This is a genomic window from Nonomuraea antri, assembly GCF_013283785.1.
GTDB lineage: Bacteria > Actinomycetota > Actinomycetes > Streptosporangiales > Streptosporangiaceae > Nonomuraea > Nonomuraea antri.
On record NZ_JABCPZ010000138.1, the window covers coordinates 1 to 23,055 of the forward strand.

Here is a 23,055-nt window from a genome sequence, read left to right on the forward strand (position 1 = left end):
TACAATCCATACCGACGACATTCCAGCATCGGAATGCACAGCCCCGTCACGTTCGAGGCCCTCTACAGGCCTTCAGGCACCGCCGAGTGACCTCACCTCAGGTGTCCGTGCTGCGGGGGGAAGCTCACACCGCCTGGAGCAGGGCCTGGTCGCCATCCGGATGCCTCGTCCAGGCCTGGTCGTCCGCACAGGCGGCGCTCCAGTCGGCACGGGCTGTTGAGCGACAGGATTCTGACAGCGTTGACGATGAGGCATGGCAGTAGCGCAGTGTGATGGTGTGATCTGCACCGCTGAGGCCTGGCCGTCGATCAGCGCGAGAAGGACGTGCTCACCGACGTTGCCAGCGCCTGCCCGACTCCCCAACTCCGACAGCAGGAAGGCCGGCGCCATCAAGTTGTCTCGAGCCGTCAGGAAGGAACGAGCCCAGTGCTGTGATCAGTCCCGGTCGTTAGACGCGAGAGGTGGCCTGAGTCGGAAATCGACTCGGCCCGGGGCGCCGACGTGGGTCAACACTTCAAGTTGTCCACGTGCAGCCAGTCATTGTCGCTGACCTTGAACCATTGCCCCGAGTTACCCGCCTTCTTCCTCCAGCTGAGCCATTCACCGTGATTATTGACCCAGACCGAGCAGTTGGCGTCGAGGCCAGAACCCGTCGACATCCTTGACTCCGATCCCGTTCTGATTGTGGCCGCTTTGGTCTGGCTGCAGGTATCGCTGGTTGGCAGGGTCCCACGGGGCGCCGAAGTTCGTTGTGATCTTGAGTGGGCGGTCCGTCTCGTTCCAGATTTCGCCGCAGAGGACCCAGGTGCAGTCTCCTGCGGCCGCAGGAGTGGCTGTGGCGGTGAGGGCGGTTGCACAAACGAGCACGCCTGTAGCTGCCGAAGCCAGCAGTCGCTTCACTTGGTGGTCTTCCTTTCGTAAGAAGTAGCGGCCAGGTTGCGCGAGAAGTAACTCCTCGACCTGGCCGTGGGGCATCGATCGCAGTCGGGCAGAGGACGACACGCTGACGACCGCGATCAGCCCCACGACCATGACGATGGCCCCAGGGCTAGAACCCCGGACCGCCGTTCCACTCCGCCTGGGACCACAGGCTGTCGTTCAGGGTCGAGAACGGATTGCCGAGCTCGTAACTCACGTAGGTCGGGGTGTCCCAGACCGAGGTCCACTCGGGTTCATAGGTCGACATGCGCTGCGCCTTTCGGCTCGATGGGATCGTGATGCCCTTCACTCTGTGAGGGCGCATGATTTGTCCGCAATACTGGGAATGTCCGCGGCCAAATGACGGGCAAAACATCACCCGGCAGCCCGTTGACCAGGAGGAATGAGGGCAGCGATGGCTGATGCGGAGGGTGTGAGACGACGCGGTCGGCGCCGCGGTGGCATCGTCGGCTCGGGTCCGCTTGCCGAGTTCACCAAGGAACTGCGCGACCTGCATCACCGGGCCGGCTCCCCGACGGAACGGGCGCTCGCGGCGAAGATTCACTTCGGCAGAACGATGATCAACGAAACCCTTCAGGGCAAGCGGCTGCCCACACCCGATCTGCTCACCGCGCTCGTCCAGGCATTGGGTGAGGAGCATCCCGACCGGTGGCTGCAAAAGCTGAACCAGGCTCAAGGCACACCCCAGAACCCGACCACGCCACCGGCCTGCCCAGAACCGGCACCCCAACCGGCACCGCCATCCCGGCCAGGCCCAGCGCGCAAGACGCTGCTGCTGGCGTCCAGCGTGATGGTCCTGCTGATCGCGCTCGTCGCTTTGTCGCTGATCCGGCCCTGGCAGGCAGGCGATTCAACCGACCCGCCCCTCACCCGCGCGATCACCGTCCACAACAAGGTGGTCACCGGCGCCGACCAGATGCGCGAGGATGACACCCCCGCCTACCTGTCGGCCGGCCCGCGCAATTACTGCCGAACCAACGGATGCAAGCTGTCGGACACCGAGGTGTCCACCGGCCAGACCTTGGTCGCCCATTGTCAGACGACCGGCGAACGTGCCACCAACGGCAACGACAGTCAGTCCAACGACAACGTCAACCCCGGCCTGCACACCAGCACCCGCTGGTACGGGATCACCTGGCGCGACGGACGTACCGGCTATATCGCCGAGATCTGGATCCACCCCGACCACCGCGGCGGCCTGAACCTGCCCGCTTGCTGACGAATCCCCGTGCTCTGCGGCTGGTGTCGGACGATCGGTGGTCTACTGCTCCCGCCGTACGGGCCGTGGCCGAACTTCTGGGGGTACGTACGCAGCCTGGCCTTCATGGGCGCAAGCGGCGTTCGCGGACTTGGGTTGCCGTAGTAGCTGCCGAAGCGCGAGGGCCGGGCCCGGCGCAAGCTGAAGGACGTCCTGGCCGATCGGCCGGTCTCGATGGAGTAGCGCCAGGCGCTTCCGCTGCAAGGACAGCGACGACGCAGCAGCCGTCCAGGCCGCCGAGCTCGGTGGCCTGGCTCGGCCACACCTCCACCGGTGATCAGCAGGACCCCGCCCTGTCGCTCCCTCAGGCAGAGTGGATCGACCTGCGATCGGCTCCGGTAGCATCGGCGACATGTCCGGCGCTTCGTGTGCGGCCGCTTGTGCCGCGGTGACGAGGACGCTCCGCTAGCGGCGGGGCGTTCGTCTCACTATCTGCTGAACGTTCTGTCGCTTCGCGGTCGAATCGGAGCGGCACGTTCGTGCTGCTCGGAACTTCTTCTGAGCAACGGAGCACTCGATGCCTTCAGGCATTCTCTTTCGCGCCGGGACGGATCGTCCCCGCTACGCGCATGGCTGGTGCTGTGCAGCATGGCCATGCTGCAGTTCTTCATCGCGGTTGACGTGACGGTGGTCAATGTCGCGCTACCCTCGATCGGCGTCGGCTTCGGCGTCGACGGTCACGCGCTGACCTGGGTCGTGGTCGGGTACACGATCACCGGCGGCGGGCTGCTGATGCTCGGCGGCCGGCTGGGCGACGTGCTCGGCAGGCGACGCATCCTCCTGCTCGGCACAACGCTGTTCGGCGCCGCGTCTCTGCTGGCCGGGCTCGCGCCGTCCTTCGCCCTGCTGGTGACGGCCCGGCTGCTGCAGGGCGCCGGTGAAGCGATCGCGCTTCCGGCGGCAATGGCGGTGATCGTGCTCATGTTTCCTGAGGGACCGCGCAGATCGCGGGCGCTGAGCGTGTGGGCGGCCGTCGCGAGCGGTGGCCTCGTCCTCGGGTTCGTGGTCTCCGGGATCATCACCGAGCTGCTCGGCTGGCGGTGGATCTTCCTCGTGTCCGTGCCTTTCATCCTGATCGTACTCGCTGCGGTGATCTTCCTCGTGCCGAGCGAACGACCTGCTGGACCCACACCACTGGACTTTTTCGGCGCGCTCCTGCTGATCGCGGCTCCGCTGCTGTTCACCCTCGGCGTCGTCGAGGCAGGAGAAGCGGACAGCACGCTGCCGTGGCTGCCGCCGGTGGCGCTGGTCGGCGCGGTAGCAGCCGGGACCCTGTTCATCAGGGTCGAGCGGCGTTCGCAGAAACCGCTCGTGCCGCTGCGGTTCTTCCGCAACCGGCCGCGCGTCCTGGCCAACCTCGCCACCGCTCTGCTGAGCGCGGCGCTGTCCACCTCGTTCCTGCTGTTCACCTACTACCTGCAGGACCGGTTGGGCGCCGGCCCGCTCCAGGCCGGCCTGACGATGCTGCCTCTGGCGGTGTCCCTGATCGTGGCCTCGGTGCTGGTTCCGCGGCTGCTCGGACGGTGGGGCGCCCGGGCCTGTGTCCTGGCCGGCATCGGCTTCACCATGCTGGCGATGGCCGCCATCGCGCTGGCCGCCTACCTCGGGGCGGCCGGTCCGGCGATGATCCCGGCCATGATGCTCATCGCCGCCGGGATGGGTTCGGAATCGTCGGACTGCAGTACGTCGCCGTGACCGGCGTGACCGACGACGACGCCGGCATCGCCTCCGGCGTTCAACGAGCCGCCGACCAACTGGGCGGTTCCACCGGGATCACCACTTACGTCGGCGTCGGGTTCGCCCCTGCCTTGCACGGCACCGACCCGTTTCTTACCAGTAGCCTCCTGGCCATCGCCGGGCTCGCCGCGGCCGGACTCGTCGCCTGGCGGATCTCCATGCCGGCCGAGGTGATGGAGGAAGCCCTCGGATGATCCCTGGACAGGGCTGCGCCCGTCCGGCAGCACGGTCGGACGCAGCCCTGGACAACAGGCCCACCGGCACGGCCGCACCTACGCCGGGGATCGATCACCATGCGTGCGCTCGGCCGATCACGCCTGGGCGGGCAGGTGCTCAAGCTCGACCTTGATGCCGCGATCACGGGCTGGGACGATCGAGGCGATGGACGACGCCGAACGTCTCGCGCTGACCGTGTTATGCGGTGAGTTGCCTGAACTGCGTGCCGAATGCGCACGCCAGTCCGAGCGCCATCAGCGGCTGCTCGGAGCCATCGAGGCCGCGGCCCGCGCGCGGCAGCCGATCATTCCCATGCTGGGGCAGCTGCTTGGCGGCGACGCGTCCGGCGCCCTGCGCGCCCTCGGCAGTGCGTTGCCTGGCAGCGGTCCCGGCCGGGCGCACGAGGAGGAGTTCGGCTGCCCGGACGGCGCATGTGACCGGGCGGAGGTCCCTCTGCCCGGTGGGCCGATCCCGGTGTGCCGGGTGACCTTCGTGCCGATGCGGCCCAGGTAACGGCCGTGGGTGACTTCTTCGGCGAGCTGGCCAAGAAACTCGCTGAGCGATGGGTCTCACTGCTGCTGCTTCCCGGGGTGCTGTTCCTCGCCGTCGCGGCGCTCGGCGTCCGGCTCGGGCATGCCCACGCCCTCGACGTGGATCTGGCGGCGAGGGAGGTGGTCGCGTTCTCGGAGTGGTTCGCCCGGCAACCTGCGGGGGGTCAGGTGGGACTGCTGGTCGCTGTGCTGGTGGCGACCGGCGGGGCCGGGCTGCTGGTGCAGGCGATGGCCGGGGTGACGCGTACGTTGTGGCTCGGTCAGTGGCCATGGCCGTTCGGCCGGTTGCGGAACACGCTCGTACGGCGAAGGCGCGGCCGCTGGCACGCGCTGCTGAAACGACGCCGCGCGCTCACCCGCGCCCACCCTGCCGAGACCAGGACTCCGGAGCAGCAGGAGCGGATCGATCAGGCGGCGGCCAAGATCAACCGAATGGCCCCGGCCGAGCCGGGGCGGCCGACCTGGCTGGGAGACCGGATCCACGGTGCGGAGGCGGTCGCTCGGGACCGCTACGGCCTCGATCTGCCCTTCGTCTGGCCGAGGTTGTGGGTGGTGCTGCCCGAGGCCGCGCGTGCCGATCTCGTGAACGCCGGCACCGCGCTGGCCACGGCGGTCGCCGTGGCCAGCTGGTCGTGGCTCCTGGTCGCCCTCGCCTTCGTGTGGTGGCCCGCCGCCCTGGTCGCGATCGTGGTCGGCACCGCCGGGTGGGTACGCGCCCGCAGCGCCGTGGCCGAACTGGCGTTGCTCGTCGAGTCCGTCGTGGACCTGCACGGCCGTACGCTCGCGGTGGCACTGGGCGTCGCCGACGAGGGCCACGCCGGGCCGCTCACCGTCGAGGAGGGCAGCCGGGTCACCGCTGTGGCACGGAAGGGACGCTGAGGTGGGGATCTTTGGTGTGTCGCACGGCTTTCTGCGCTACCTGATCGCTCGCCGGATCCGCCACCGCCTCGCGGCTTATGAACGTACCGGTGACGCGCGGACCGTGCTCGGCGAGGACGCGCTCACGGACGCGTTGCGGCTGTGGCACGGCGCGGTGCGGCGACAGCCCTCGGACATGACCGGCTCGGAGCGGAAACGGCTGTTCAAGGCGCATATCGCCATCGGATGGCTCTTTCACGCCCGCTGGGTGGCCACCGAGTCGAACTTCGAGCTGTCCCAGGCCGTCTTCCACCTGACACCGGTCGCGCACATCCCCCGCGTGGTCCCCGAACTGCTGCGGCCGCTGATCGGGCCCGGCGCCGAACCGGAGGTCCAGGCCGGTACGGCGACGGCCATGCTCGCCGAGGCGCACACCACCTCCGAACCGTCGTACCTGACCGTCGTCATCGCGCTGCTCGCCCAGGCGGCGGCCGCGACGCCGTCCGGCAGCCCGGGGCTGCCGCTGCTGCTCATGAACCTCGGTGTCGCCTGCCGCCACCGCTACCAGCGTCACGGTGATCCCGGCGATCTCGATGCCGCGGTCTCGGCCACGGAGGAGGCGCTGGGCCTCGCGAGCGAGTCGAGCGGCGAGTGGTTCGCGGTGGCCGCCAATCTTGTCGCGGTCTATCAGCAGCGATACGAGCTGCGTGGCGATGTGGCGGATCTGGACGAGGCGATCCGGCTGGGGGATCAAGTCGTGGACACCGCGCCGGATGACCATCCGCTGCTGCTGGTCGCGGTCTCGTACCTTGGCATCGGATACCAGCTGCGGTACCTGAGGGACGGCGGGCTGACCGACCTGCTTCGGGCGATCACACTGAGCGAGGTGTCGGTCAAGGCCACCCAGCCGGACGACCCGGACCGGCCGGGACGGTTGAACAACCTCAGCATCGCATTGCTCCAGCGTCATCAGCGGCTGGGTAACGTGGCGGATCTCGACCAGGCCATCGAGCTGTCGGAGGAGAGCCTGGCGTCGGTGCCTGGCGATCATCCCGAGCGGGTGATCTACCTCAAGCAGCTCTCCGCGGTACTGGCTCAGCGTCACGAGCACGGCGGGGATCCCGTGACGCTGGATCGCGCGATCGAGGTCGGTGAACAGGGGCTCGCGCTGGCGTCCGGTGGCGCCGCCCTGGTCGGTGGTGCGGACCTGGCCAAGCAGCTGACGAACCTCGCCCTCGGCTACTTCTGGCGGTATGAGCGCGACGGCGAGGCCGCGGACCTGGGACGCGCGGGGGAACTCGCCCGGAACGCCCTCGCACGGCTGCCGGACGGCCACCCCGCCACCACCGCGATCATCTCCGTGACCGCCGACGTCCATTCGGCACACCGCGCCGCTGGTTCACCGTCGGTGACGGCGGACGAGCTGCGGCGCCTCGCCGAGCTGGCTCGCGGCGCCGTCCGCTCGGTGCCCAGCCAGAGCGTGCGGGCCTTCACCCGGCTGGCCACACTGGCTGTCGACCTCGGTGACCCGTCGCTCGCCGCCGACCTGTACGACGCGGCGATCGCGCTGCTGCCCGCCGCGGTGTCCAGGCGCAACTCCCGCGTGGATCAAGAAGAACGGGTCGGCCAGTACACGCACCTGGTGGGCGAGGCCGTCGCCGCCCACCTGGCCGCGAGCGACCCGGAGGGCGCGGTCGCCGTGGCGGAACAGGGCAGAGGCATCCTGCTGGCCGAAGAGGCCGACCTGCACACTGACCTCGCCGAACTGGAGGAACGCGAGCCCGGGCTCGCCGAGCGCTTCCGGGAGGTACGCGACCGGCTGCGCGCGACGTCACAGGTCCATCCCGGCGGCTTGATGGTGATCACCGCCGATCTGGTCAACGACCGCACGCGGCTATGGGTCGAGTACGACGACCTGGTCAAGGAGATCCGGCGCGGGTCACCGCGCTTCCTCGACCGTCCGGAGCCGGCCGAACTGCGCGCGGCGGCGAATGGCGGCGCGGTGGTACTGGTCAACTCGGCGCGCAGCCGAAGCGACGCGATCATCATCACCACCGGTGACATCACCGCGGTCGCGCTGCCCAACCTTTCCTGGGACGATGTGGCGAAGCATGTGGCCGAACTGGTCATCGCCATGCAGGCATCTGCGAGCGGCACGCTGACAGGTGCGCTTCGCATGCGGAGGGTAGTCAAGGAGACTCTGGAGTGGCTGTCGGCCACGATCGCCGGGCCGCTCGGAGCCGCCCTGTCCGGAGTGGACCGGGTCTGGTGGCTGCCCATCGGCATGCTCGGCGTCCTTCCCCTGCACACGGCCCTTCCCGACCGCGTAGTGTCCTCCTACGCACCGACGCTTCGTGTGCTCGCCCGGGCCAGGTCGCGTCCGCCGGCCACGGTACGCCGCCAGCTCACCGTCGCGGTCAGCAGCGCACCCGAGCTGCCTGCTCTCAGCGGTACGGCCGAGGAGGCGGAGGTGCTGCACCAGCACCACCCCGGCGTTCTGCTCGTGGATGAGCACGCCACGACCGGCCGGGTACTCGCCGAGTTGCCCGACCGCACTTGGGCCCATTTCGCCTGCCACGCGGCCACCGACGTCGAGAAGCCGTCGTTCGGCGGCCTCGTCCTGCACGACGACCTGCTGCCCGTCGGCGCGATCGCCGCACTGCCCCTGGACCAGGCCGAACTGGCTTACCTGTCGGCCTGTTCGACCGCCTTCAGCGGAGTCTTCCACGCCAACGAGTCGATCCATCTCGCGTCCGCGTTCCAGATGGCCGGCTTCCGCCATGTCGTCGGCAGTCAATGGCTGCTCGACGACGCGACGGCCGCGGCGGTCGCCCGCGAGTTCTACCGCGGGCTGCCCGGACCGGACGCGGACGATGCGGCCCGCGTGCTGCACCGCGTCATGCGCGGCCTACGCCTTACCCACCCGGACAGACCTGATCTATGGGCGGCGCTCGTCCACCACGGCCCCTAGCCCTCGTGCCGGCGAGCCCTGACTTCTGGCATTGGCGTGGCCGGCTTGCTCACCGCCGATGAGGCCGTTTGCCTACGGCGCACCGGACTGCAGTTTTCCGAGCTAAGGAACATGCCCCTAAGGCGACACCCATGCCTGACCACAAGGCGCACAAGCTGCTACCCGAGCAGCAACATCCCCACAAGGAGCAGCGCGAGTTCCACCAGCGGCGCCACCGGACCTCGATGCCCGCGGCGGGCGCACCTGAAGGTGGACCCGCCGATCGACGAGACCGACAGTGGCTGTCCGACCGTGTTCGAGGTCGCACGGGATGAGGCGCCCACGATGACCAGGAATTCCCCCACGCCAGGCCGATCGCAGGATGTTGGTCCGTTTCTCACACATAGAAGATCCTGGCTCAGCATGAGCCAGGATCTTATTTCGGCAGTCTCTGGCGGAGAGTACGCCTTCCCAGTCACGTTGGCCGAGGAGTGACTATCCTGTCGATTATGAGTATGGGCGTGATTGAGAGGCTCGACCGCGGCCCGATTACGGATGGTCATTTCCTGACACACGCCGACAAAGTCTATGCTGCTGCTCGGCGAGGTCCTCCGTGGAACTATCCCGAGCCCACCATGCCGACTGCGATCGACAGGTTTCGCGCCCGGCTCGCCACCTCGGACATCGATATCTGTACCGCGTGGAGTTTGCCCCGGGGGTTCGCTCCTCTCAACGATCGAACTCTGGGGGATGGCGATGCAGCGGATCTATTTCACCAGCCGGGCGCGATGATTGTGGCGTTGGCTTACGGATACCAGGTGCAGAGCCGGTCGCTGGATTCTGTACGGCTGGCGGACCTTTCCCTATCGACGGGGGAAGAAGTCGCCTGCATGCTGTCCGTATGCGCTCGTCCGTCCGAACGGTTACTGGAAGATCGGGTCCTGCGATCTTTGATGTTCCTCCGCCGGGAAAGGCAGGGGCTTATAGTTATTCCGCCTGCCGGCGAACTCCCCGTTTGCCTTCGCGAATTGGGTTGGCAGAAGGTCGGGCGAGCCACAGATGTCCCGTCCGACCTTCCGCTGAACGTTTATTTCGGACCGATCCTTCAGTCTAACGGTTGAGGAAGTGGAGTGACCGTCCTCGGCGCCTTTCCGGTCATGGCTTCAAATATTTCCGGAGTGAGGAATATCTGCCCGTTGGCGTCTGCCTGGAACTGCTCGACCACCCGCAGCTTCCCGTTGGCCGCGGTTGGCGCTATCGCGCGGAGGCGGATTTCCCCACGATGAGAACTGGACTCCGTCCGGGTTTGACGGACATCCGGCATCAAGGGCTCTGGCTCACCCCGGAAGGGATGTCCGCGATGGGAACATGCGGAGGAGCCTCGTCCTCATTGTTCGGGACCGCGGCCTTCGAGTTCACTGAGGGCCGCGGGCGCTCGTGCTGCATCTGGAGCCTCACGGCCGGCGCATCGCGCTGATCCCATTCTGTGCCGGCGCCCGTATCAGCAAGGCCGTCCACCTCGGCGTCGACGACATCCGGCTCTCGAGCCGCAAGGGGCATGCTGCGCGTGCCAGCTAAGGGCGGCAAGTTCGACGAGGTCGACATCCACCCCAAGCTCCGCACTGGGCTACGGCCCTGACTGGATGAAAGCCCCAACTTGGCCCGCGCCGACGACACCACGCCCTGCTAGTCAACCGCCTACTCTTCCGGAAAGAGCGCATTTAGGCGTACTTGAGTGGATAGGCAACCGTTCGTCCGGTGTACAAGTCTAAACACTTCCGGCACAATCAGCGGACAGGTCAGCAGCTCACTAGGCGGTTGCATGAACCAGTCCTTCCCGATTCAGGTATCCCAGTCGCAGAGCGTCTTCATCTGCCATAGTTCGCACGATAAGCCATTTCTGTTCCATCTGGTCGCCCTCCTGCGAATGCAGAAGATCGAGGCATGGCTCGACCGGCTTGAGCTCAAGGCCGGCGATGGACTTTTAGAGAGAATATCAGAGCAGATTGCGGCCAGTGCATGCCTTATCGTGGCGGTCTCCCGGCACTCCGCGCAGTCGAGATGGGTCACCACCGAACTCATGCAGGCGCTGCGGCTGGAGATGGAAGGAAAGGGACCCCGCGTCATACCCATCAAATTGGACGACTCCGAGACGCCTCCGTATCTGACCAACAAGCTCTACATAGACTTCTCCCGCACAGAGCTCATGGACGATGCCCTGCGTGCCTTGGTGGAGGCGATCAGGTCTGTTCAGCCTCCGTTTCCAATGACGAGGCACGATGAGCTGGAGCAGGAACTCACGCGGACGACGTTACGGGAGGTTGATCTTCGGCTTGCCGCACAGTTGTGCTCCAACATTCATACCGCCGAAAAGAACGTCCTCCTGACTGCTTATCGCCTCATCGACGATCCACCGTATCGCCATGTCCCTCCCATCCGGGTCCTGCTGTTCAGCGTCCATGATCAATTCAAATGCCTGCGATTGCAGATGTACGTCTCCGATACCGCCGTCGTCGTGCACTGCCGACATCGCTTCACCCTCGATCCGAGTCGGCAGCGGCATCTGAATCCTGCGGCCATGGCATGGAACGAGCGCCGGCAGCATCATGTCGACTACGAAGTCGAATACGCGGCTGATCCCGAGCGCTACATTGAAGAGGCGGTCCAGCACGGCTTCACCCGCGACAAGGTGGCTAATATTATCATCCACGTCGCCAGCAGCGTGTCGATCCCTCTAGAGCGAGTCGTGTTTCATTCGCTCGGCACCTATTTTCCGGGAGTCATCTGTATCGACAGTGAACGCCGAAAAGTCTTTCCGGAGACGGCGCTCCCCGTACTTTCCGAAATTGTCGTCGATCTCGTCAACGACTACAATACTGGGCGGCGGAGTCCATGGCAATTCGAAGATCGGGATTTCCTCGCTGACAATCGAGGCATCATTGATGAGGTGACTCGATGAGTATGTGGACCGAACTCTGGCGTCTGCCATTCAGGTTAGCCCGGTGGACCGTAGACGGGACGCGCGCGATGCCGCGGCCTCGCCCTTCAATGCCGTGGCGTCACGCAGAACGGCTGTCGAGATGAGCCCGCCCCTCGGCCGGTGAACAGGCGAGCCTACAGGTCCTTTCCCGAGGCCTGCCCACTCTTCGTCCGCCAGTTCGTGACGACGAACCACATGAGGACACGTTCCAGGAAGACAGTGATCAGGGCGGCAGACGGCGTCTGGGCCCAGCGCGGGCGATCGGCCTCGCGGAAATGGACGGCTCTGGTGATGGGAGTTTAGCCACGTTGCGGGGTGTCACGAGGCTGGCAGGCGCTGCGCTGCGCCTACCGAAATTGGCGGCCCGGCGGCGCTCGGTCGTCCGCAGGACGTGTGCCGTGCCGGTCAGCGCGGGCCCGCAGGAAGGGAATCGCCGGGGCAGCGGACAGCGCCTGCCGGTGGTGGGCGAGGGCCTGGGCGAGGTGCCGGACAGCAGGCACAGCTCGCCCAACGCGATCAACGCCAGCCCCTGACCCTCGCGGCGCCGTAGCCGACAGGCCAGGTGCAGCGCCGAGCCGTAGCAGCCCAACATCTGACTGGCCAGGCCGTGGTCGATCAGCGTGAGGATCCAGGCTCCCGGTCGCCGGTCTGCTCGGCGTTGGGCCGGCGCGCGGTGCGTCGCCCATCCGGCGGTGAATCCTGCTCGGGCCGTCGAGGACGTAGGCCTCCAGACCCCGCTCCGCCCGCTGGCTACCGAGCGCCCGGGCTTGATTGTGTAAGGCCAGGCCAGCGCCTCTGGGAGGCGGTCGCGGATGAGGTGGATGCCCGGCATGTTGTCCAGCGCGTACATCTGCATGTGGTGATCGCTGTCGCGCCGGTCGAGCGCCAGAGGCTGGCCCAGGTGGATCAGCGCCTGGCCGGGTTGCCCGGCTGCTCGGTAGACCACTCCCAGGTTCAGCAGGGCCGCGGACCGGCTCGGCGGGCTGATCAGGCCGGGGCGCGATGCAGGTCGTCCAATGCCCGCTGGTGGCCACCGAAGTAGCCTCCGCACAGGCCCCTGAGGCGGCACGCCCCGCCCTGGCCTACCCGGGCCTACCACATCGAGCAGACCCTGGCGGAGACTGACATGCTGACCGCGCGTCCCCTGCCCTGGCCCAACCCGCCGAGCAGCTCCCGCTGCCCTAACCACCCTGTCTACCAGCGGATCCTCACTGTCTTCAACGAAACCGGCGGCTCCCTGCGCGCTCGTGACCCGGTCCCGACTCCGGCCCTGGTCTTGCCGCTGACCCAGGACGCCGTCCAAACGCCCGCGCCAAGCTCGAACGCCTGGCCGACCGGGGCGCGACAGGAAATCTCGGCATGCTCCTTCTATCCGGAGAGATGATCGAGAGGAGTGGGGTCGAGCTGGATGACGTGCTTGCCGCGCACGCCCCCGGCCTCCAGGGCGCGATGCGCGTCGGCGATGCCCGCCAGGGAGTGGACGGTGTCCACGACCGGGCGAACGTCACCGCTTTCCGCGTGACGGGCCAGCTCGGCGAACAGTTCGTGGCGGGGGTTGCCGCTGAAGAAGCGCACCCTTCGCCTTCCGAAAACGGCTGAGCCCACGATGTACCCGAGGCTGGCCGGCAGGCGGCCGATGTCGAAAGCGACCGCCACCATGCGACCGCCTGGAGCCAGCAACCGTCGATAGTCGGGATGCTGAGTGCCGACGGTGTCCAGGACGACGTCGTAGCTACCCAGCGCGGACGGCGGAGTCGTCCGGTAGTCGAAAACCTCGTCGGCGCCCAGGTCGCGAACGAAGTCGAAGTTGGACGCGCCCGCGAGTGCGGTCACGTGCGCACCGAAGAGCTTGCCGATCTGGACCGCGACGCTGCCGACGCCGCCGCTCGCGCCTCGAACCAGCAGGCGCTCTCCGGGCGCGAGCCGGGCCTTGTCACGCAGCGCGGTGATCGAGGTCGTCCCGCCCGCCAGCAGCGAGACCGCCTCCACCGGCGTGAGATTGCGGGGAGCGAGCGAGAACTGACGGGGATGGACCGCGACGTACTCCGCGGCGCTGCCGAATGAGCGCCCCATGGCTCCCCACACCAGGTCCCCTTCATGCCACCCCGTCACCCCGGGCCCGACCGCGGCGATCTCGCCCGCGTAGTCGATGCCGACGCGCTGAGGGAAGCGGGATCCTGTCACCAGCCGCACCTTTCCGGCCCTGCCGTACAGTTCGCCACCATTGACGGTGGTGGCCTGCACACGGATCAGTACCTGGTCGGGTTTGACGTCTGGCATCGGCACCTTGCCCTCGTAGAGCACCTCCGGCGGGCCGTAGCGGTCGTAGAGTGCGGCGCGCATCTGGGTCACGGGTCTCCTTCGGGTGTCGAGCCGGTGTTCAGCCACGTTAACGCCGCAACCGGACGACTCCTTCCACTTACGCTAAAGTGAGAGACATGCCTGCTCAGCCCTATCGGAAACAGGGGCTACGCGCCGACGCGGCACACAACCGCGACCGCATCCTCGAAGCCGCCCGCCAGGCGTTCACAGCCGGAGGAATCGATGTCCCGCTCACAGCGATCGCCCGTCGCGCAGGCGTCGGCGTGGCCACGCTCTACCGCCGCTTCCCCACCCGCGCCGCACTCGTCACAGAAGCCTTCTCCGAGCAACTCACCGCCTGCGTCTCCGCACTGGACGAAGCACTCGCCGACCCCGACCCCTGGCACGGATTCCACACCTTCATCGAAAAGATCTGCGCCATGCAAGCCGCAGACCGGGGCTTCACCGCCGCATTCCTGACGCGCTTCCCCGATGCGATCGACTACGACCACCTGCGAGCCCGCGCCGAGAACGGGCTCGCCGACCTGATACAGCGAGCCAAGGCGGCGGGACAGCTCCGCCCGGATTTCACCGAATCCGACGTCACGCTGCTGCTCCTGGCCAACAACGCCATGGTGACAGAGTCACCGGAGGAGTCGCTGGCCGCGTCCCGGCGCCTGCTCGGCTACCTACTCCCATCCTTCCGCGCCGACCGGACTGAGCCACTGCCGCCACCGGCGCCCCTCGGCCTGCGCCGGCTCCACCAATGATCCGAACGACCACCTCGACAAACCTTGATGCCCCCTTCACTTGCCGGTCGCCGTTGCCGTAGCGGGTAACCGAATTCTCAACGACGGCAGCCGGAGCGGGCCCCCGGATCGCCATCGCGCTGGGCCGGCAGCGGTCGGAGCGGTGGTGGCGCAGCGGGCGGGCCCGTGCTGGTGCTGCTCTCGATCTCCTCGTGGGATCCCGCGCTGGAGCCGGTCGAGGCGTTCGTGATTCGGCGCTTGGGTGAGGAGGACTACGACTTCTGACCGTATGGGACGGCGACGGCCCGGCCTGCGCGCGGGAACTGGTTGAGACGGGCAGGGTGCTGCCCGTGCTCGACGGGCTTTGACGAGTTGACGATGGCGGCGCACGTACAGGCGGTGGAGGAACTGGACCTGCCCGGCTGGGCCGCCGAACTGGACGGCGCGGACGGCCTGCGGGTCAGGCTCCTGATCCCCGAAGGTGTCACAGGTGGCCGGCCTCCGCGGCGGGGCGTTCTTCTCGCTGCTGTCCACGATCAAGCCCCGGTCCCTGGGTCCAGGCGCGGGCGTACCGGCAGCGCTCAGCCTCTCGTCGGGCCGCGAGATGGTCAGCTGGGGAACATTCCGGTGGCGTTGACGAAGGAACCGGTGATGGCGCCGGCCCTGTCGGAGGCGAGGAACGTGGCCAGTTCCGCGACGTCGGCCAGCCGCGGTGAACGGCGCAACATCCGCATCTCATCCAGCCGAGCGAGAAGTCCCTGAAAGGCCGCGTCGTCCGCCAGATCCAGGTTGTGGTCGGCCGTCCAGAGCTTGTCGCGCGACAGCGTGTCGGGAACGCCGGCCACCCACATGCCCAGGGCGCGGACGCCGTGCGGCCCGACCTCGGCCGCCAGATTGCGGATGAAGGTGTCGATCGCCGCGTCGGCGGGCCCCGTGCTGCCCATCATCGGGCTGCCGTGGGCTGATCCGCTGTTCACCGCCAGTATCACCCCGGATCCCTGTTCGATCATGTGCCGGGCCGCCGCCCGCGCGGTGATGAAGTTCGTCGTCACCCCGGTGGTGATGGCACGGGTGAAGTCGGCGGTGGTCATCTCGGCCAGGGCGATCCCCTGCACGTCCCCGCGCGTGATGAGGTTCAGGGACACGTCGATGCCGCCTGCCGCGGCGACGACACGTTCGGCGTGCGCGTCCACGGCCTGCTCGTCGAGGGCGTCGACCACAGCCGTCTCCGCGGCGCCACCGGCCTTGGTGATCTCCTCGGCCACCGCGTTCAGCTTGCCGAGGGTCCGCCCGGCCAGGAAGACCTTCGCTCCGTCGCGGGCGAAGGCCTTCGCGATCCCGCCGCCGAGCGAGCCGCCCCCGCCGTAGATGATGGCGTTCTTGTTCTCCAGCATGCTCCTGACTCCCGTCGTCGTTCCTGGACGTTTCCGGTCAGCGGTGCCGCATGCGTACCGACCGGCCGAACCCGCCCAACTCATCGCGGGGGGAAGGGGAACCCGAGGCCGTCTACGGCCCCGGTCCTTCTGGCGAGGCGCCTCTCCCTGTGATGGCGCGTCCTTGTCGTGATGCGGAGTGAACTCGCCGGCCAGGGCTTGCCGGGGCGCGGGGCGGTCAGTCCGGTGCGCGCGTCTCTTCCCAGCGGCGGAGGAGGCCGGGCAACTCGCCCAGCAGGAACCGGTAGAAGTCGCGCATCCGGGTCAGGCGCTCGTGCGCCGGGTCGCCGGCCGCGGTGGTGGCGATGCCGGATTCGGCGGCCTGGATCATGACGTGGACGAAGGTGTTCTGGGTGGAGAACAGCCGGGGCCAGGCGTCCTCGCGCAACCGGTAGTGCTCGCGGCGGCTGCCCGGCGCGGGCAGGCGTTCGATCAGGCCGGCCGACAGCAGCGACTTGACCGCGCCCGACACCGATCCCGCGCTGACGCCGAGGCGTCCGGCGATGTCGCCCATGGTGACCGTGCCGCCGTCGGTGAACAGGAACACCGCCAGGGCGCGCGCCGCCATGCGCTGCAAGCCGCCCTCGCTCAGCGCCAGCGCCAGCCGTTCCGCGGCCTGCCATCGCTCCTGCTCGCCCACCCCGCCACCTCCTCACGACACGATATCGGACGTACTGAGAGTTCAGAAATTTCTGAAATTTGGGTATGTTGCCGGTATTCGGCCTGTCATGGGCCGTCGGTGTGCCGGGAAGCCTGGTCGGCGAGCGAAGACGTCCCCTCTGGCAAGGAACATCGATGAAGGTCCTCGTCCTCACCCACGGCACCCGCGGCGACGTGCAGCCGTACGCGGCCCTCGCGCTCGCCATGAAACGAGCCGGGCACGAACCCGTCCTGGCCGCGCCGGCCGCGATGGCCGCGCTCGCCGAGCCGTACGGCATCGCCTTCGCGCCGCTGCACGACGGGCCGAACACGCTCATCGACGACCCGGACATCCGCCAGGCCGTCGAGACCAACTACCGGGGCCTGCGCGGCAAGAAGGTCGCCCTGCAGGTGATGCGCCGCAGCAAGCCGCTCATGGCCGCCGTGTTCGACGACATGGCGGACGTGGCCGAGCAAGGAGCCGACCTGGTCGTGCACGCGCCCGGGATCCCCGGACAGCACTTCGCCGAACGGCTCGGCGTGCCCGCGGTGCCGGCCGCGCTGCAGCCCGTCTGGGTGCCCACCGCGGCCTTCCGTAACCCGATGTTGCCGCTGCCGCTGCCCCGGGCGCTGAACCGGGCCTCCTACCTGCCGATCAAGCTCATGCTGCGCTCCTTCGGCGGCATCTCCGACGACCTGCGCAAGCGGCGGCTCGGCCTGCCGCGGCGGCGCGGACGGCACGACATCCTGCGCGGTCCGGACGGACGCCCGGCCACCGTCCTGCACGGCTTCAGCCGGCACCTGCTCCCCCGCGAGCTGGACTACCCGGCGTGGGTGCACACCACCGGCTTCTGGTTCCTGCCCGCCCCGCCGGATTGGACGCCCTCGCCGGACCTGGCCGCCTTCCTCGACGACGGGGACGCCCCGGTGTACGTCGGGTTCGGCAGCATGGCCGGCACCGATCCGCAGCGGCTCGGCCGCATCGTGGCCGAGGCGGTCCGGCTGGCCGGGGTGCGTGCCGTGCTCGCCTCCGGCTGGGGCGGCATCCGGGCCGAGAGCCTGCCGGACACCGTCCACCTGCTCGACCAGGCTCCACACGACTGGCTGTTCCCGCGCATGGCCGCGATCGTCCACCACGGGGGCAGCGGCACCACCGGCGCGGCGCTGGCCGCCGGACGCCCGCAGGTCATCTGCCCGTTCGTCGCCGACCAGCCGTTCTGGGCCGCGCGCGTCTACGCGGCCGGCGTCGCCCTGCCACCTCAGCCTCAGCGGCGCCTGACCCCGGACGCCCTGGCCGGCGCCCTGCGTGTGGCCACCACCGACAGGGCGATGGCGATCACCGCCGCTGATTTCGCGGAGCGCATCAGGGCCGAGAACGGCGCCGAACGGGCTGTCGCGATTCTGGAGTCGCCGACCTGAATCACCCACGCTCACCTCAGCCGGCCGCCTGCGCCGACCGAAGCACGTTCCTGACCGCTGTCCGAAGCGCTGTCCGAAGCGCTGTCTGGAGCACCGTTCAGAGCGCGGTGAGGAACCCGCTCACCGACGTTCAGCCGCTTCGTTCGCGGCGGGCAAGTCGCTCGATGCCGGCGATCGCCGCGGCGATGCCGTCCTCGCCGGCCACCCGCTCGCCCAGCGTGCGCGCGGCCGGGGCCGAGGCGATGGCTTCGGTGATGGCCGTGGCCAGCGCATCCGCGGTGAAGCGGCGTCCGGCGAGGGGCGCCGGGGCGATGCCCAGGCGGTGCAGGCGGGCCGCCCAGAACGGCTGGTCGCCGAGGAACGGGCGGACGACCTGCGGCACGCCCGCGCGCAGCGCCGCCGCGACGGTGCCGATGCCGCCGTGGTGCACGACCGCGGCCACACGCGGGAACAGCCAGTCGTGCGGGGCCTCCTCGATCATCAGGACGTCCGCCGCTCGCGCCGCGCTCCGCAGGCCGCCCCAGCCGGTGGCCAGCACCGCCCGCCTGCCGCACCGCCGCACGGCCTCAAGGACGGTGGCGGCCAACGCCTCCGGGTCGCCGGTGACCATGCTCCCGAAACCCACATAAACCGGCGGGTCGCCGCGGTCGAGGAAGGCGGCCAGTTCGTCCGGCGGGCTCCAGTCGGCCGCGGGCGGGATCGTCCAGAAACCGACGGGCTCGGCGGAGGCGGGCCAGTCGGCGGGTGCGGGCAGCAGGGACGGGCTCCAGGCATGCAGCACCGCACCGGCCCTGACCAGGTCCGCCACCGGCCGGAACCCGGCGTCCAGGCCGAGCGCCTCGGTTCGCCAGCGGCGCGCCATGCCCCGGTACGGCGCCTCGACCGCCGCGGCGATGCGCCAGCTCGCCCGATTGAACGCCCGGGGCAGCCGGGCGGGCAGGATCGGCGAGGCGAACTCCGCCGTCGGCAGATACAGCGGCAGCAGCAGACCGGCGATCGCAGGGACGCCCAGCTTCTCGGCCACGTACGGCCCGCCGAGCGACTTGGGGTGATGGACGACCACCTCGCCGCCCCGCTCCACCAGCGCGGCCTGCGCGTCGAGCAGGCGGCGGATCATCGGCTTGACGGACCGGGCGGCGGTGATGGCCGCCCGGGCGCCCCGGCCCTTGACCGCGTCCTGCAGGTCGAGCATCTCGTCCGGCAGGGGTGCGTAGTCGATGCCGTGCTCGTCGGCGACCGGCTGGAAACGGCGCGGCCCGGCCACGAGCGGCTGGTGCCCGGCCTCGTTCAGGCCCTTGGCCAGGGCGAGGTACGGCTGCACGTCGCCCCGGCTGCCCATGGTGATCAGTAGCGGCTTCATCGGCCGTCCCCGGCCCGGTCCAGCGGCTTCATCGGCCGTCCCCGGCCCGGTCCAGCGGCTTCATCGGCCGTCCTTCGCCCGGTCCCATTCGTCCAGCAGGGCGGGGAAGCGGTCCATCATGAAGGCGTACATGTCGCGCATGAGCTCCAGCCGACTACGCGCCGCCGGGTCGTCGCCGACCGCGCGCAGCCCCTGCTCGGCCAGGGCGCGGAAGCTCTCGAACTCGGCCATCTTGGCGCGGAAGGCGCGGGCGAAGACGTCCTCGGCCAGCCGGTAGCGGTCGCGCCGTTCGCCCCGTACCCGGAAGCGTTCGATCAGGCCCGCCTGCTCCAGCTGACGCAAGGCGACGCTCATGCTGCTCTTGGCCACGCCCAGGGCCTGGGCCAGCTCGGGCGCGTCGGCGCTGTCGGCCGCGGCGGTCAGCAGCCGGCCCATGGCCCGGCCGGAGGTCCTGCTCAAGCCGAGGCGCTCGTAGAAGAGCCCGGCGTCCTCGACGAAGTGATCGACGTCCATGACGGGACTCTATCGCTTTGTTCGGAACGATCCGAACAATCAATCCACGGCCGGCCCCGGCCGGAAGGTGAAGACTTTGTCCAGGCCGCGCCTGACCAGGGCGGCGCGCAGGAGATCCGTGGCGCCGGCGATGACCACGCCGCCGCCCGACTCGCGCGCCTGCCGTTCGGCGCCCATGAGCGCGGACAGGCAGAAGGAGTCGATGGATTCGAGCTCGCCGACGTCGACGACCAGTCGGGGCGGCCGGCACGAGGCGAGGGCCTGGGCCAGCCGGGCCTGCAGGGACGGCAGGTCGTTCATGGTCAGGCGCCCGGAGACGGTCAGGATGACGCCGTCCGCGTGAACGCGCATCTCCTCGGCGCCTGAGCCCGTCGTCATCGGCATTCGCCTGAGAACCGATCGGCGAACGCCCGTCGTGGACCGGTCAGCCGGGCCCGGGGGTCGTATGCGGCGAAACGGCCGCCGGCCTGATCGCGCGTGCCGTTCAAGAGACGGAGCGCGGGCGCCGATGCGGTGCCACCAGGGTGAGGAGCAGCATCAGGAGCGTGCCGCTCAGCAGGACCGAGCCGCCGAGCTGCCCGGCCACCCAGCGCAGACGCCAATGCTGCCAGTCATCGGGCAGGCTCTGCGCGGTCCAGGTGGCGAACACGCTGTTGGCCGGCTGGACCACGATCAGCCACAGCAGGAGGGCGGCGAGCGCCAGGGCCGCGGCCAGGAGCGCCGGACGGAAGCGGGCCGTGCCCCGTTCGACGTGGGCCAGCGTGACCGCGACGAACGCGGCCAGCGCTTGGATCGCTCCGCTCACCTGGCTGAGCCGCGGGTAGAGCACGTCGTTCAGCCGGACGCGCAGCGCGGTGTCGTAGCCCAGCTCGATCGGCATCTCCAGCAGGCGCACGAAGGTCAGCGCCGTGGTGAGCGAGACCAGGACGACGGCGGCGACCCGCAGCGGACGCGACCACCAGAACACGGGCAACACCCCCTCCTGCTCGACTCGCGCCTGTCACCGCCGCACGTCTCGCCGGGGGCTGAAGACCATCCCATCCGACAACGCCCGGCAAGCCAAGCAAACGTTGCACACTGCAATGAATGCGTGATGCCACTCGCGATCACGCCCATCGCCCGGATCGGCGGCACGGCCCGGACGCCCGACGATCGGGCCGGGCCGGAGAAGCCCTGCCCGTCTCAGACGATCATTGATACGTTGGTGCCAGGTGTGCCGGGAAGTCTGGTCGGCGATTCCCGTCGTCGATCCCGAAAGAGGCCACGCGGATGCGCGCACGCCACCTGGCCGCCGACTTCCCCACCGTCACCCCGGACACGTTGATCAGCGAGGCCGCCCGGTTGCTGGCCGAGCAGAAGCTGCCCGGCCTCATCGTGGTCGACGGCCACGGGCTGCCCTCGACCATCCTGCCCGGCACGCAGGTGCTGCGGCTGGCCGTGCCCGGCTACTGCCAGGACGATCCGGCGCTGGCCCGGGTGGTCGACGAGGCACACGCCGACCGGTTCCTGCGCGCCGTCGCCGATCGCACCGTCCAGGAGGCGCTGCCGACACCGCCACGCGAGCTGCCGATCGCCGATCCCGACGCCACCCTGCTGGAGCTGGCGGCGCTGATGGCGCGCACGCACAGCCCGCTGGTGGCGGTGGTGGACGGCGGGCGGCTGCTCGGTGCGATCACGCTGCAGGCGCTGATGGACTGGGCGGTCGAGGCGTGACGCTCACCGCGTGGCTGGCGGTGGCGGCGTTCCTCGGCGCGTACGCGCTGATCGCCACCGAGAAGATCCACCGGGTCACGGCCGCGCTCGGCGGGGCCGGGATCATGCTGCTGATCCACGCCACAGACGCCAAGGCCGCGTTCTTCGACGAGCACACCGGCATCGACTGGAACGTCATCTTCCTGCTGCTCGGCATGATGGTCATCGTCGGGGTGCTCAAGCAGACCGGCGTGTTCGAGTACCTGGCCATCTGGGCCGCCAAGCGCGCCAAGGGGCATCCGTACCGGCTGATGGTGCTGCTGGTGATCATCACCGCGTCGGCGTCGGCGCTGCTGGACAACGTCACCACCGTGCTGCTCATCGCGCCGGTGACGTTCCTGGTGTGCGAACGGCTGGCGCTGCCGGTGGCGCCGTACCTCATCGCCGAGGCGATGGCGTCCAACATCGGCGGCGCCGCCACCCTGGTCGGAGACCCGCCGAACATCATCATCGCCAGCCGGGCCGGGTTCAGCTTCAACGACTTCCTCATCCACATGGCGCCGCTGGTCGTGGTGCTCATGGCGGTGTTCATCGGGCTGTGCCGGATCCTGTTCCGCGAGTCGTTCCGTTATGACCCGGAGCGGGCGGCGGAGATCATGACGCTCAACGAGCGTGACGCGATCGCCGACCCGCGGCTGCTGTGGCAGTCGCTGGTGGTGCTGGCGCTGGTCATGGTGGCGTTCGTGCTGCACCCGGTGCTGCACTACGAGCCGTCCGTGGTGGCGATCCTGGGCGCGGGCATCCTGGTGGCCGCCACGAAGGTCACCACTCAGGACGCTCTGCGCGAGGTCGAGTGGCCGACCCTGGTCTTCTTCGCCGGACTGTTCGTCATGGTCGGCGCGCTGGTGCACACCAAGGTGATCGGCCAGATCTCCGCGGCGGCCGCCGACGCCACCCAGGGTCAGCTCGGGCTGACCACGATGGGCCTGTTGTGGGCCTCGGCGGGGCTGTCGGCGATCGTGGACAACATCCCGTACGTGGCCACGATGAGCCCGATCGTCGACGGCCTGGTCCAGGCCAACGGCGGCGACGGACCGGCGCAGGTGTTGTGGTGGGCGCTCGCCTTCGGCGCCGACCTGGGCGGCAACGCCACCGCCGTCGGCGCGGCGGCGAACGTGGTCATCCTGGGCATCGCCGCCCGCAACGGTCACCCGATCAGCTTCTGGCAGTTCACCAGGTACGGCCTGGTCGTCACAGTGGTGACGATCGCGTTGTGCGTGCCGTACCTGTGGCTGCGCTACCTGATCTGATTCGTCGCGGGTGCTGTTACCGGGAAGTCTGGTCGGCGAGGCGTGGGCCGCCCTCGAGGCGCCGTGACGACGCGGCATATGACCGTGTCGCTACGATACGGCGGGCTGCGCTACGGTATGGCGCGGAGCGCCGGGAAGCCTGGTCGGCGA

Annotated in this window: 22 protein-coding genes; 13 read left to right on the forward strand and 9 right to left on the reverse strand. The window is 68.9% G+C overall.

Annotated elements, in window-relative coordinates; genetic code table 11:
- Positions 1 to 609: 609 nt before the first annotated feature.
- Together HII36_RS34610 and HII36_RS34615 are read right to left on the reverse strand one after the other, a co-directional pair.
- Positions 610 to 1,026, reverse strand: coding sequence for a hypothetical protein (locus tag HII36_RS34610; RefSeq protein ID WP_173527528.1), 417 nt, complete (start codon positions 1,024 to 1,026; stop codon positions 610 to 612).
- A 22-nt stretch (positions 1,027 to 1,048) separates the two neighbouring features.
- Positions 1,049 to 1,186, reverse strand: a complete 138-nt coding sequence (locus HII36_RS34615; protein ID WP_173527529.1) for a hypothetical protein — start codon at positions 1,184 to 1,186, stop codon at positions 1,049 to 1,051.
- A 147-nt stretch (positions 1,187 to 1,333) separates the two neighbouring features.
- Between HII36_RS34615 and HII36_RS34620 the strand changes: the two genes are divergently transcribed.
- The 9 genes from HII36_RS34620 to HII36_RS58180 all read left to right on the forward strand — a co-directional run bounded on the left by HII36_RS34620 (position 1,334) and on the right by HII36_RS58180 (position 12,022).
- A complete protein-coding gene (locus HII36_RS34620) occupies positions 1,334 to 2,158 on the forward strand; it encodes a helix-turn-helix domain-containing protein (protein ID WP_173527530.1) in 825 nt (274 codons plus the stop codon).
- Positions 2,159 to 2,785: 627 nt separating this feature from the next.
- Positions 2,786 to 3,892: an MFS transporter gene (locus tag HII36_RS34625; RefSeq protein ID WP_236004167.1), complete on the forward strand. Its 1,107-nt coding sequence runs from the start codon at positions 2,786 to 2,788 to the stop codon at positions 3,890 to 3,892.
- A 5-nt stretch (positions 3,893 to 3,897) separates the two neighbouring features.
- On the forward strand, positions 3,898 to 4,128 hold the full coding sequence (locus HII36_RS57075; RefSeq protein ID WP_236004168.1) for a hypothetical protein: 231 nt from the start codon (positions 3,898 to 3,900) through the stop codon (positions 4,126 to 4,128).
- Positions 4,129 to 4,315: 187 nt separating this feature from the next.
- Positions 4,316 to 4,663 (forward strand): hypothetical protein, encoded by a 348-nt coding sequence (locus tag HII36_RS34630; RefSeq protein ID WP_173527531.1) that lies wholly within the window; start codon positions 4,316 to 4,318, stop codon positions 4,661 to 4,663.
- Between the two features lie 5 nt (positions 4,664 to 4,668).
- Positions 4,669 to 5,580 (forward strand): hypothetical protein, encoded by a 912-nt coding sequence (locus HII36_RS34635; protein ID WP_173527532.1) that lies wholly within the window; start codon positions 4,669 to 4,671, stop codon positions 5,578 to 5,580.
- 16 nt (positions 5,581 to 5,596) lie between these two features.
- The gene (locus HII36_RS34640; RefSeq protein WP_173527533.1) at positions 5,597 to 8,530 is read left to right on the forward strand and encodes a CHAT domain-containing protein; all 2,934 of its coding nucleotides are present in this window, start codon (positions 5,597 to 5,599) and stop codon (positions 8,528 to 8,530) included.
- 488 nt (positions 8,531 to 9,018) lie between these two features.
- Positions 9,019 to 9,630, forward strand: coding sequence for a hypothetical protein (locus HII36_RS34645; protein ID WP_173527534.1), 612 nt, complete (start codon positions 9,019 to 9,021; stop codon positions 9,628 to 9,630).
- Between the two features lie 701 nt (positions 9,631 to 10,331).
- The gene (locus tag HII36_RS34650; protein WP_173527535.1) at positions 10,332 to 11,468 is read left to right on the forward strand and encodes a toll/interleukin-1 receptor domain-containing protein; all 1,137 of its coding nucleotides are present in this window, start codon (positions 10,332 to 10,334) and stop codon (positions 11,466 to 11,468) included.
- Between the two features lie 419 nt (positions 11,469 to 11,887).
- Complete coding sequence (locus tag HII36_RS58180) at positions 11,888 to 12,022, forward strand: hypothetical protein (protein WP_268959688.1); 135 nt, start codon at positions 11,888 to 11,890, stop codon at positions 12,020 to 12,022.
- A gap of 835 nt (positions 12,023 to 12,857) precedes the next feature.
- On the opposite strand, the gene HII36_RS34655 is transcribed toward HII36_RS58180, so the two are convergent.
- Positions 12,858 to 13,832, reverse strand: a complete 975-nt coding sequence (locus tag HII36_RS34655) for an NAD(P)-dependent alcohol dehydrogenase (RefSeq protein WP_173527551.1) — start codon at positions 13,830 to 13,832, stop codon at positions 12,858 to 12,860.
- A 95-nt stretch (positions 13,833 to 13,927) separates the two neighbouring features.
- Here HII36_RS34655 and HII36_RS34660 point away from each other — a divergent pair, with 95 nt between their 5' ends.
- Positions 13,928 to 14,560 (forward strand): TetR/AcrR family transcriptional regulator, encoded by a 633-nt coding sequence (locus tag HII36_RS34660; protein ID WP_173527536.1) that lies wholly within the window; start codon positions 13,928 to 13,930, stop codon positions 14,558 to 14,560.
- Between the two features lie 587 nt (positions 14,561 to 15,147).
- Here the strand turns inward: HII36_RS34660 and HII36_RS34665 are convergent.
- Together HII36_RS34665 and HII36_RS34670 are read right to left on the reverse strand one after the other, a co-directional pair.
- Entirely contained in the window at positions 15,148 to 15,933 is a 786-nt protein-coding gene (locus tag HII36_RS34665; protein WP_173527537.1) for an SDR family NAD(P)-dependent oxidoreductase, read from the reverse strand.
- Between the two features lie 217 nt (positions 15,934 to 16,150).
- Entirely contained in the window at positions 16,151 to 16,612 is a 462-nt protein-coding gene (locus HII36_RS34670; RefSeq protein ID WP_173527538.1) for a GbsR/MarR family transcriptional regulator, read from the reverse strand.
- 155 nt (positions 16,613 to 16,767) lie between these two features.
- Here HII36_RS34670 and HII36_RS34675 point away from each other — a divergent pair, with 155 nt between their 5' ends.
- On the forward strand, positions 16,768 to 18,030 hold the full coding sequence (locus tag HII36_RS34675; RefSeq protein WP_173527539.1) for a glycosyltransferase: 1,263 nt from the start codon (positions 16,768 to 16,770) through the stop codon (positions 18,028 to 18,030).
- 130 nt (positions 18,031 to 18,160) lie between these two features.
- On the opposite strand, the gene HII36_RS34680 is transcribed toward HII36_RS34675, so the two are convergent.
- The 4 genes from HII36_RS34680 to HII36_RS34695 form a co-directional block, all read right to left on the reverse strand.
- Positions 18,161 to 19,390 (reverse strand): glycosyltransferase, encoded by a 1,230-nt coding sequence (locus tag HII36_RS34680; RefSeq protein WP_173527540.1) that lies wholly within the window; start codon positions 19,388 to 19,390, stop codon positions 18,161 to 18,163.
- Positions 19,391 to 19,450: 60 nt separating this feature from the next.
- The gene (locus tag HII36_RS34685) at positions 19,451 to 19,903 is read right to left on the reverse strand and encodes a GbsR/MarR family transcriptional regulator (protein ID WP_173527541.1); all 453 of its coding nucleotides are present in this window, start codon (positions 19,901 to 19,903) and stop codon (positions 19,451 to 19,453) included.
- A 39-nt stretch (positions 19,904 to 19,942) separates the two neighbouring features.
- Complete coding sequence (locus tag HII36_RS34690; protein WP_173527542.1) at positions 19,943 to 20,281, reverse strand: STAS domain-containing protein; 339 nt, start codon at positions 20,279 to 20,281, stop codon at positions 19,943 to 19,945.
- 106 nt (positions 20,282 to 20,387) lie between these two features.
- Complete coding sequence (locus HII36_RS34695) at positions 20,388 to 20,876, reverse strand: hypothetical protein (RefSeq protein ID WP_173527543.1); 489 nt, start codon at positions 20,874 to 20,876, stop codon at positions 20,388 to 20,390.
- A 296-nt stretch (positions 20,877 to 21,172) separates the two neighbouring features.
- Between HII36_RS34695 and HII36_RS34700 the strand changes: the two genes are divergently transcribed.
- Together HII36_RS34700 and HII36_RS34705 are read left to right on the forward strand one after the other, a co-directional pair.
- Entirely contained in the window at positions 21,173 to 21,616 is a 444-nt protein-coding gene (locus tag HII36_RS34700; RefSeq protein ID WP_173527544.1) for a CBS domain-containing protein, read from the forward strand.
- Complete coding sequence (locus tag HII36_RS34705; protein WP_173527545.1) at positions 21,613 to 22,905, forward strand: ArsB/NhaD family transporter; 1,293 nt, start codon at positions 21,613 to 21,615, stop codon at positions 22,903 to 22,905. Before HII36_RS34700 ends, HII36_RS34705 begins: the two co-directional genes overlap by 4 nt.
- Positions 22,906 to 23,055: the final 150 nt, after the last annotated feature.

What these genes read in the sequence shown, in the direction of transcription:
- HII36_RS34615 (WP_173527529.1), bottom strand. Translation starts at nt 1,186, where the DNA reads ATGTCGACCTATGAACCCGAGTGGACCTCGGTCTGGGACACCCCGACC.
- HII36_RS34620 (WP_173527530.1), top strand. Translation starts at nt 1,334, where the DNA reads ATGGCTGATGCGGAGGGTGTGAGACGACGCGGTCGGCGCCGCGGTGGC.
- HII36_RS34625 (WP_236004167.1), top strand. Translation starts at nt 2,786, where the DNA reads ATGGCCATGCTGCAGTTCTTCATCGCGGTTGACGTGACGGTGGTCAAT.
- HII36_RS34630 (WP_173527531.1), top strand. Translation starts at nt 4,316, where the DNA reads ATGGACGACGCCGAACGTCTCGCGCTGACCGTGTTATGCGGTGAGTTG.
- HII36_RS34645 (WP_173527534.1), top strand. Translation starts at nt 9,019, where the DNA reads ATGAGTATGGGCGTGATTGAGAGGCTCGACCGCGGCCCGATTACGGAT.
- HII36_RS34650 (WP_173527535.1), top strand. Translation starts at nt 10,332, where the DNA reads ATGAACCAGTCCTTCCCGATTCAGGTATCCCAGTCGCAGAGCGTCTTC.
- HII36_RS34655 (WP_173527551.1), bottom strand. Translation starts at nt 13,832, where the DNA reads ATGCGCGCCGCACTCTACGACCGCTACGGCCCGCCGGAGGTGCTCTAC.
- HII36_RS34660 (WP_173527536.1), top strand. Translation starts at nt 13,928, where the DNA reads ATGCCTGCTCAGCCCTATCGGAAACAGGGGCTACGCGCCGACGCGGCA.
- HII36_RS34665 (WP_173527537.1), bottom strand. Translation starts at nt 15,933, where the DNA reads ATGCTGGAGAACAAGAACGCCATCATCTACGGCGGGGGCGGCTCGCTC.
- HII36_RS34675 (WP_173527539.1), top strand. Translation starts at nt 16,768, where the DNA reads ATGAAGGTCCTCGTCCTCACCCACGGCACCCGCGGCGACGTGCAGCCG.
- HII36_RS34680 (WP_173527540.1), bottom strand. Translation starts at nt 19,390, where the DNA reads ATGAAGCCGCTACTGATCACCATGGGCAGCCGGGGCGACGTGCAGCCG.
- HII36_RS34685 (WP_173527541.1), bottom strand. Translation starts at nt 19,903, where the DNA reads ATGGACGTCGATCACTTCGTCGAGGACGCCGGGCTCTTCTACGAGCGC.
- HII36_RS34690 (WP_173527542.1), bottom strand. Translation starts at nt 20,281, where the DNA reads ATGACGACGGGCTCAGGCGCCGAGGAGATGCGCGTTCACGCGGACGGC.
- HII36_RS34700 (WP_173527544.1), top strand. Translation starts at nt 21,173, where the DNA reads ATGCGCGCACGCCACCTGGCCGCCGACTTCCCCACCGTCACCCCGGAC.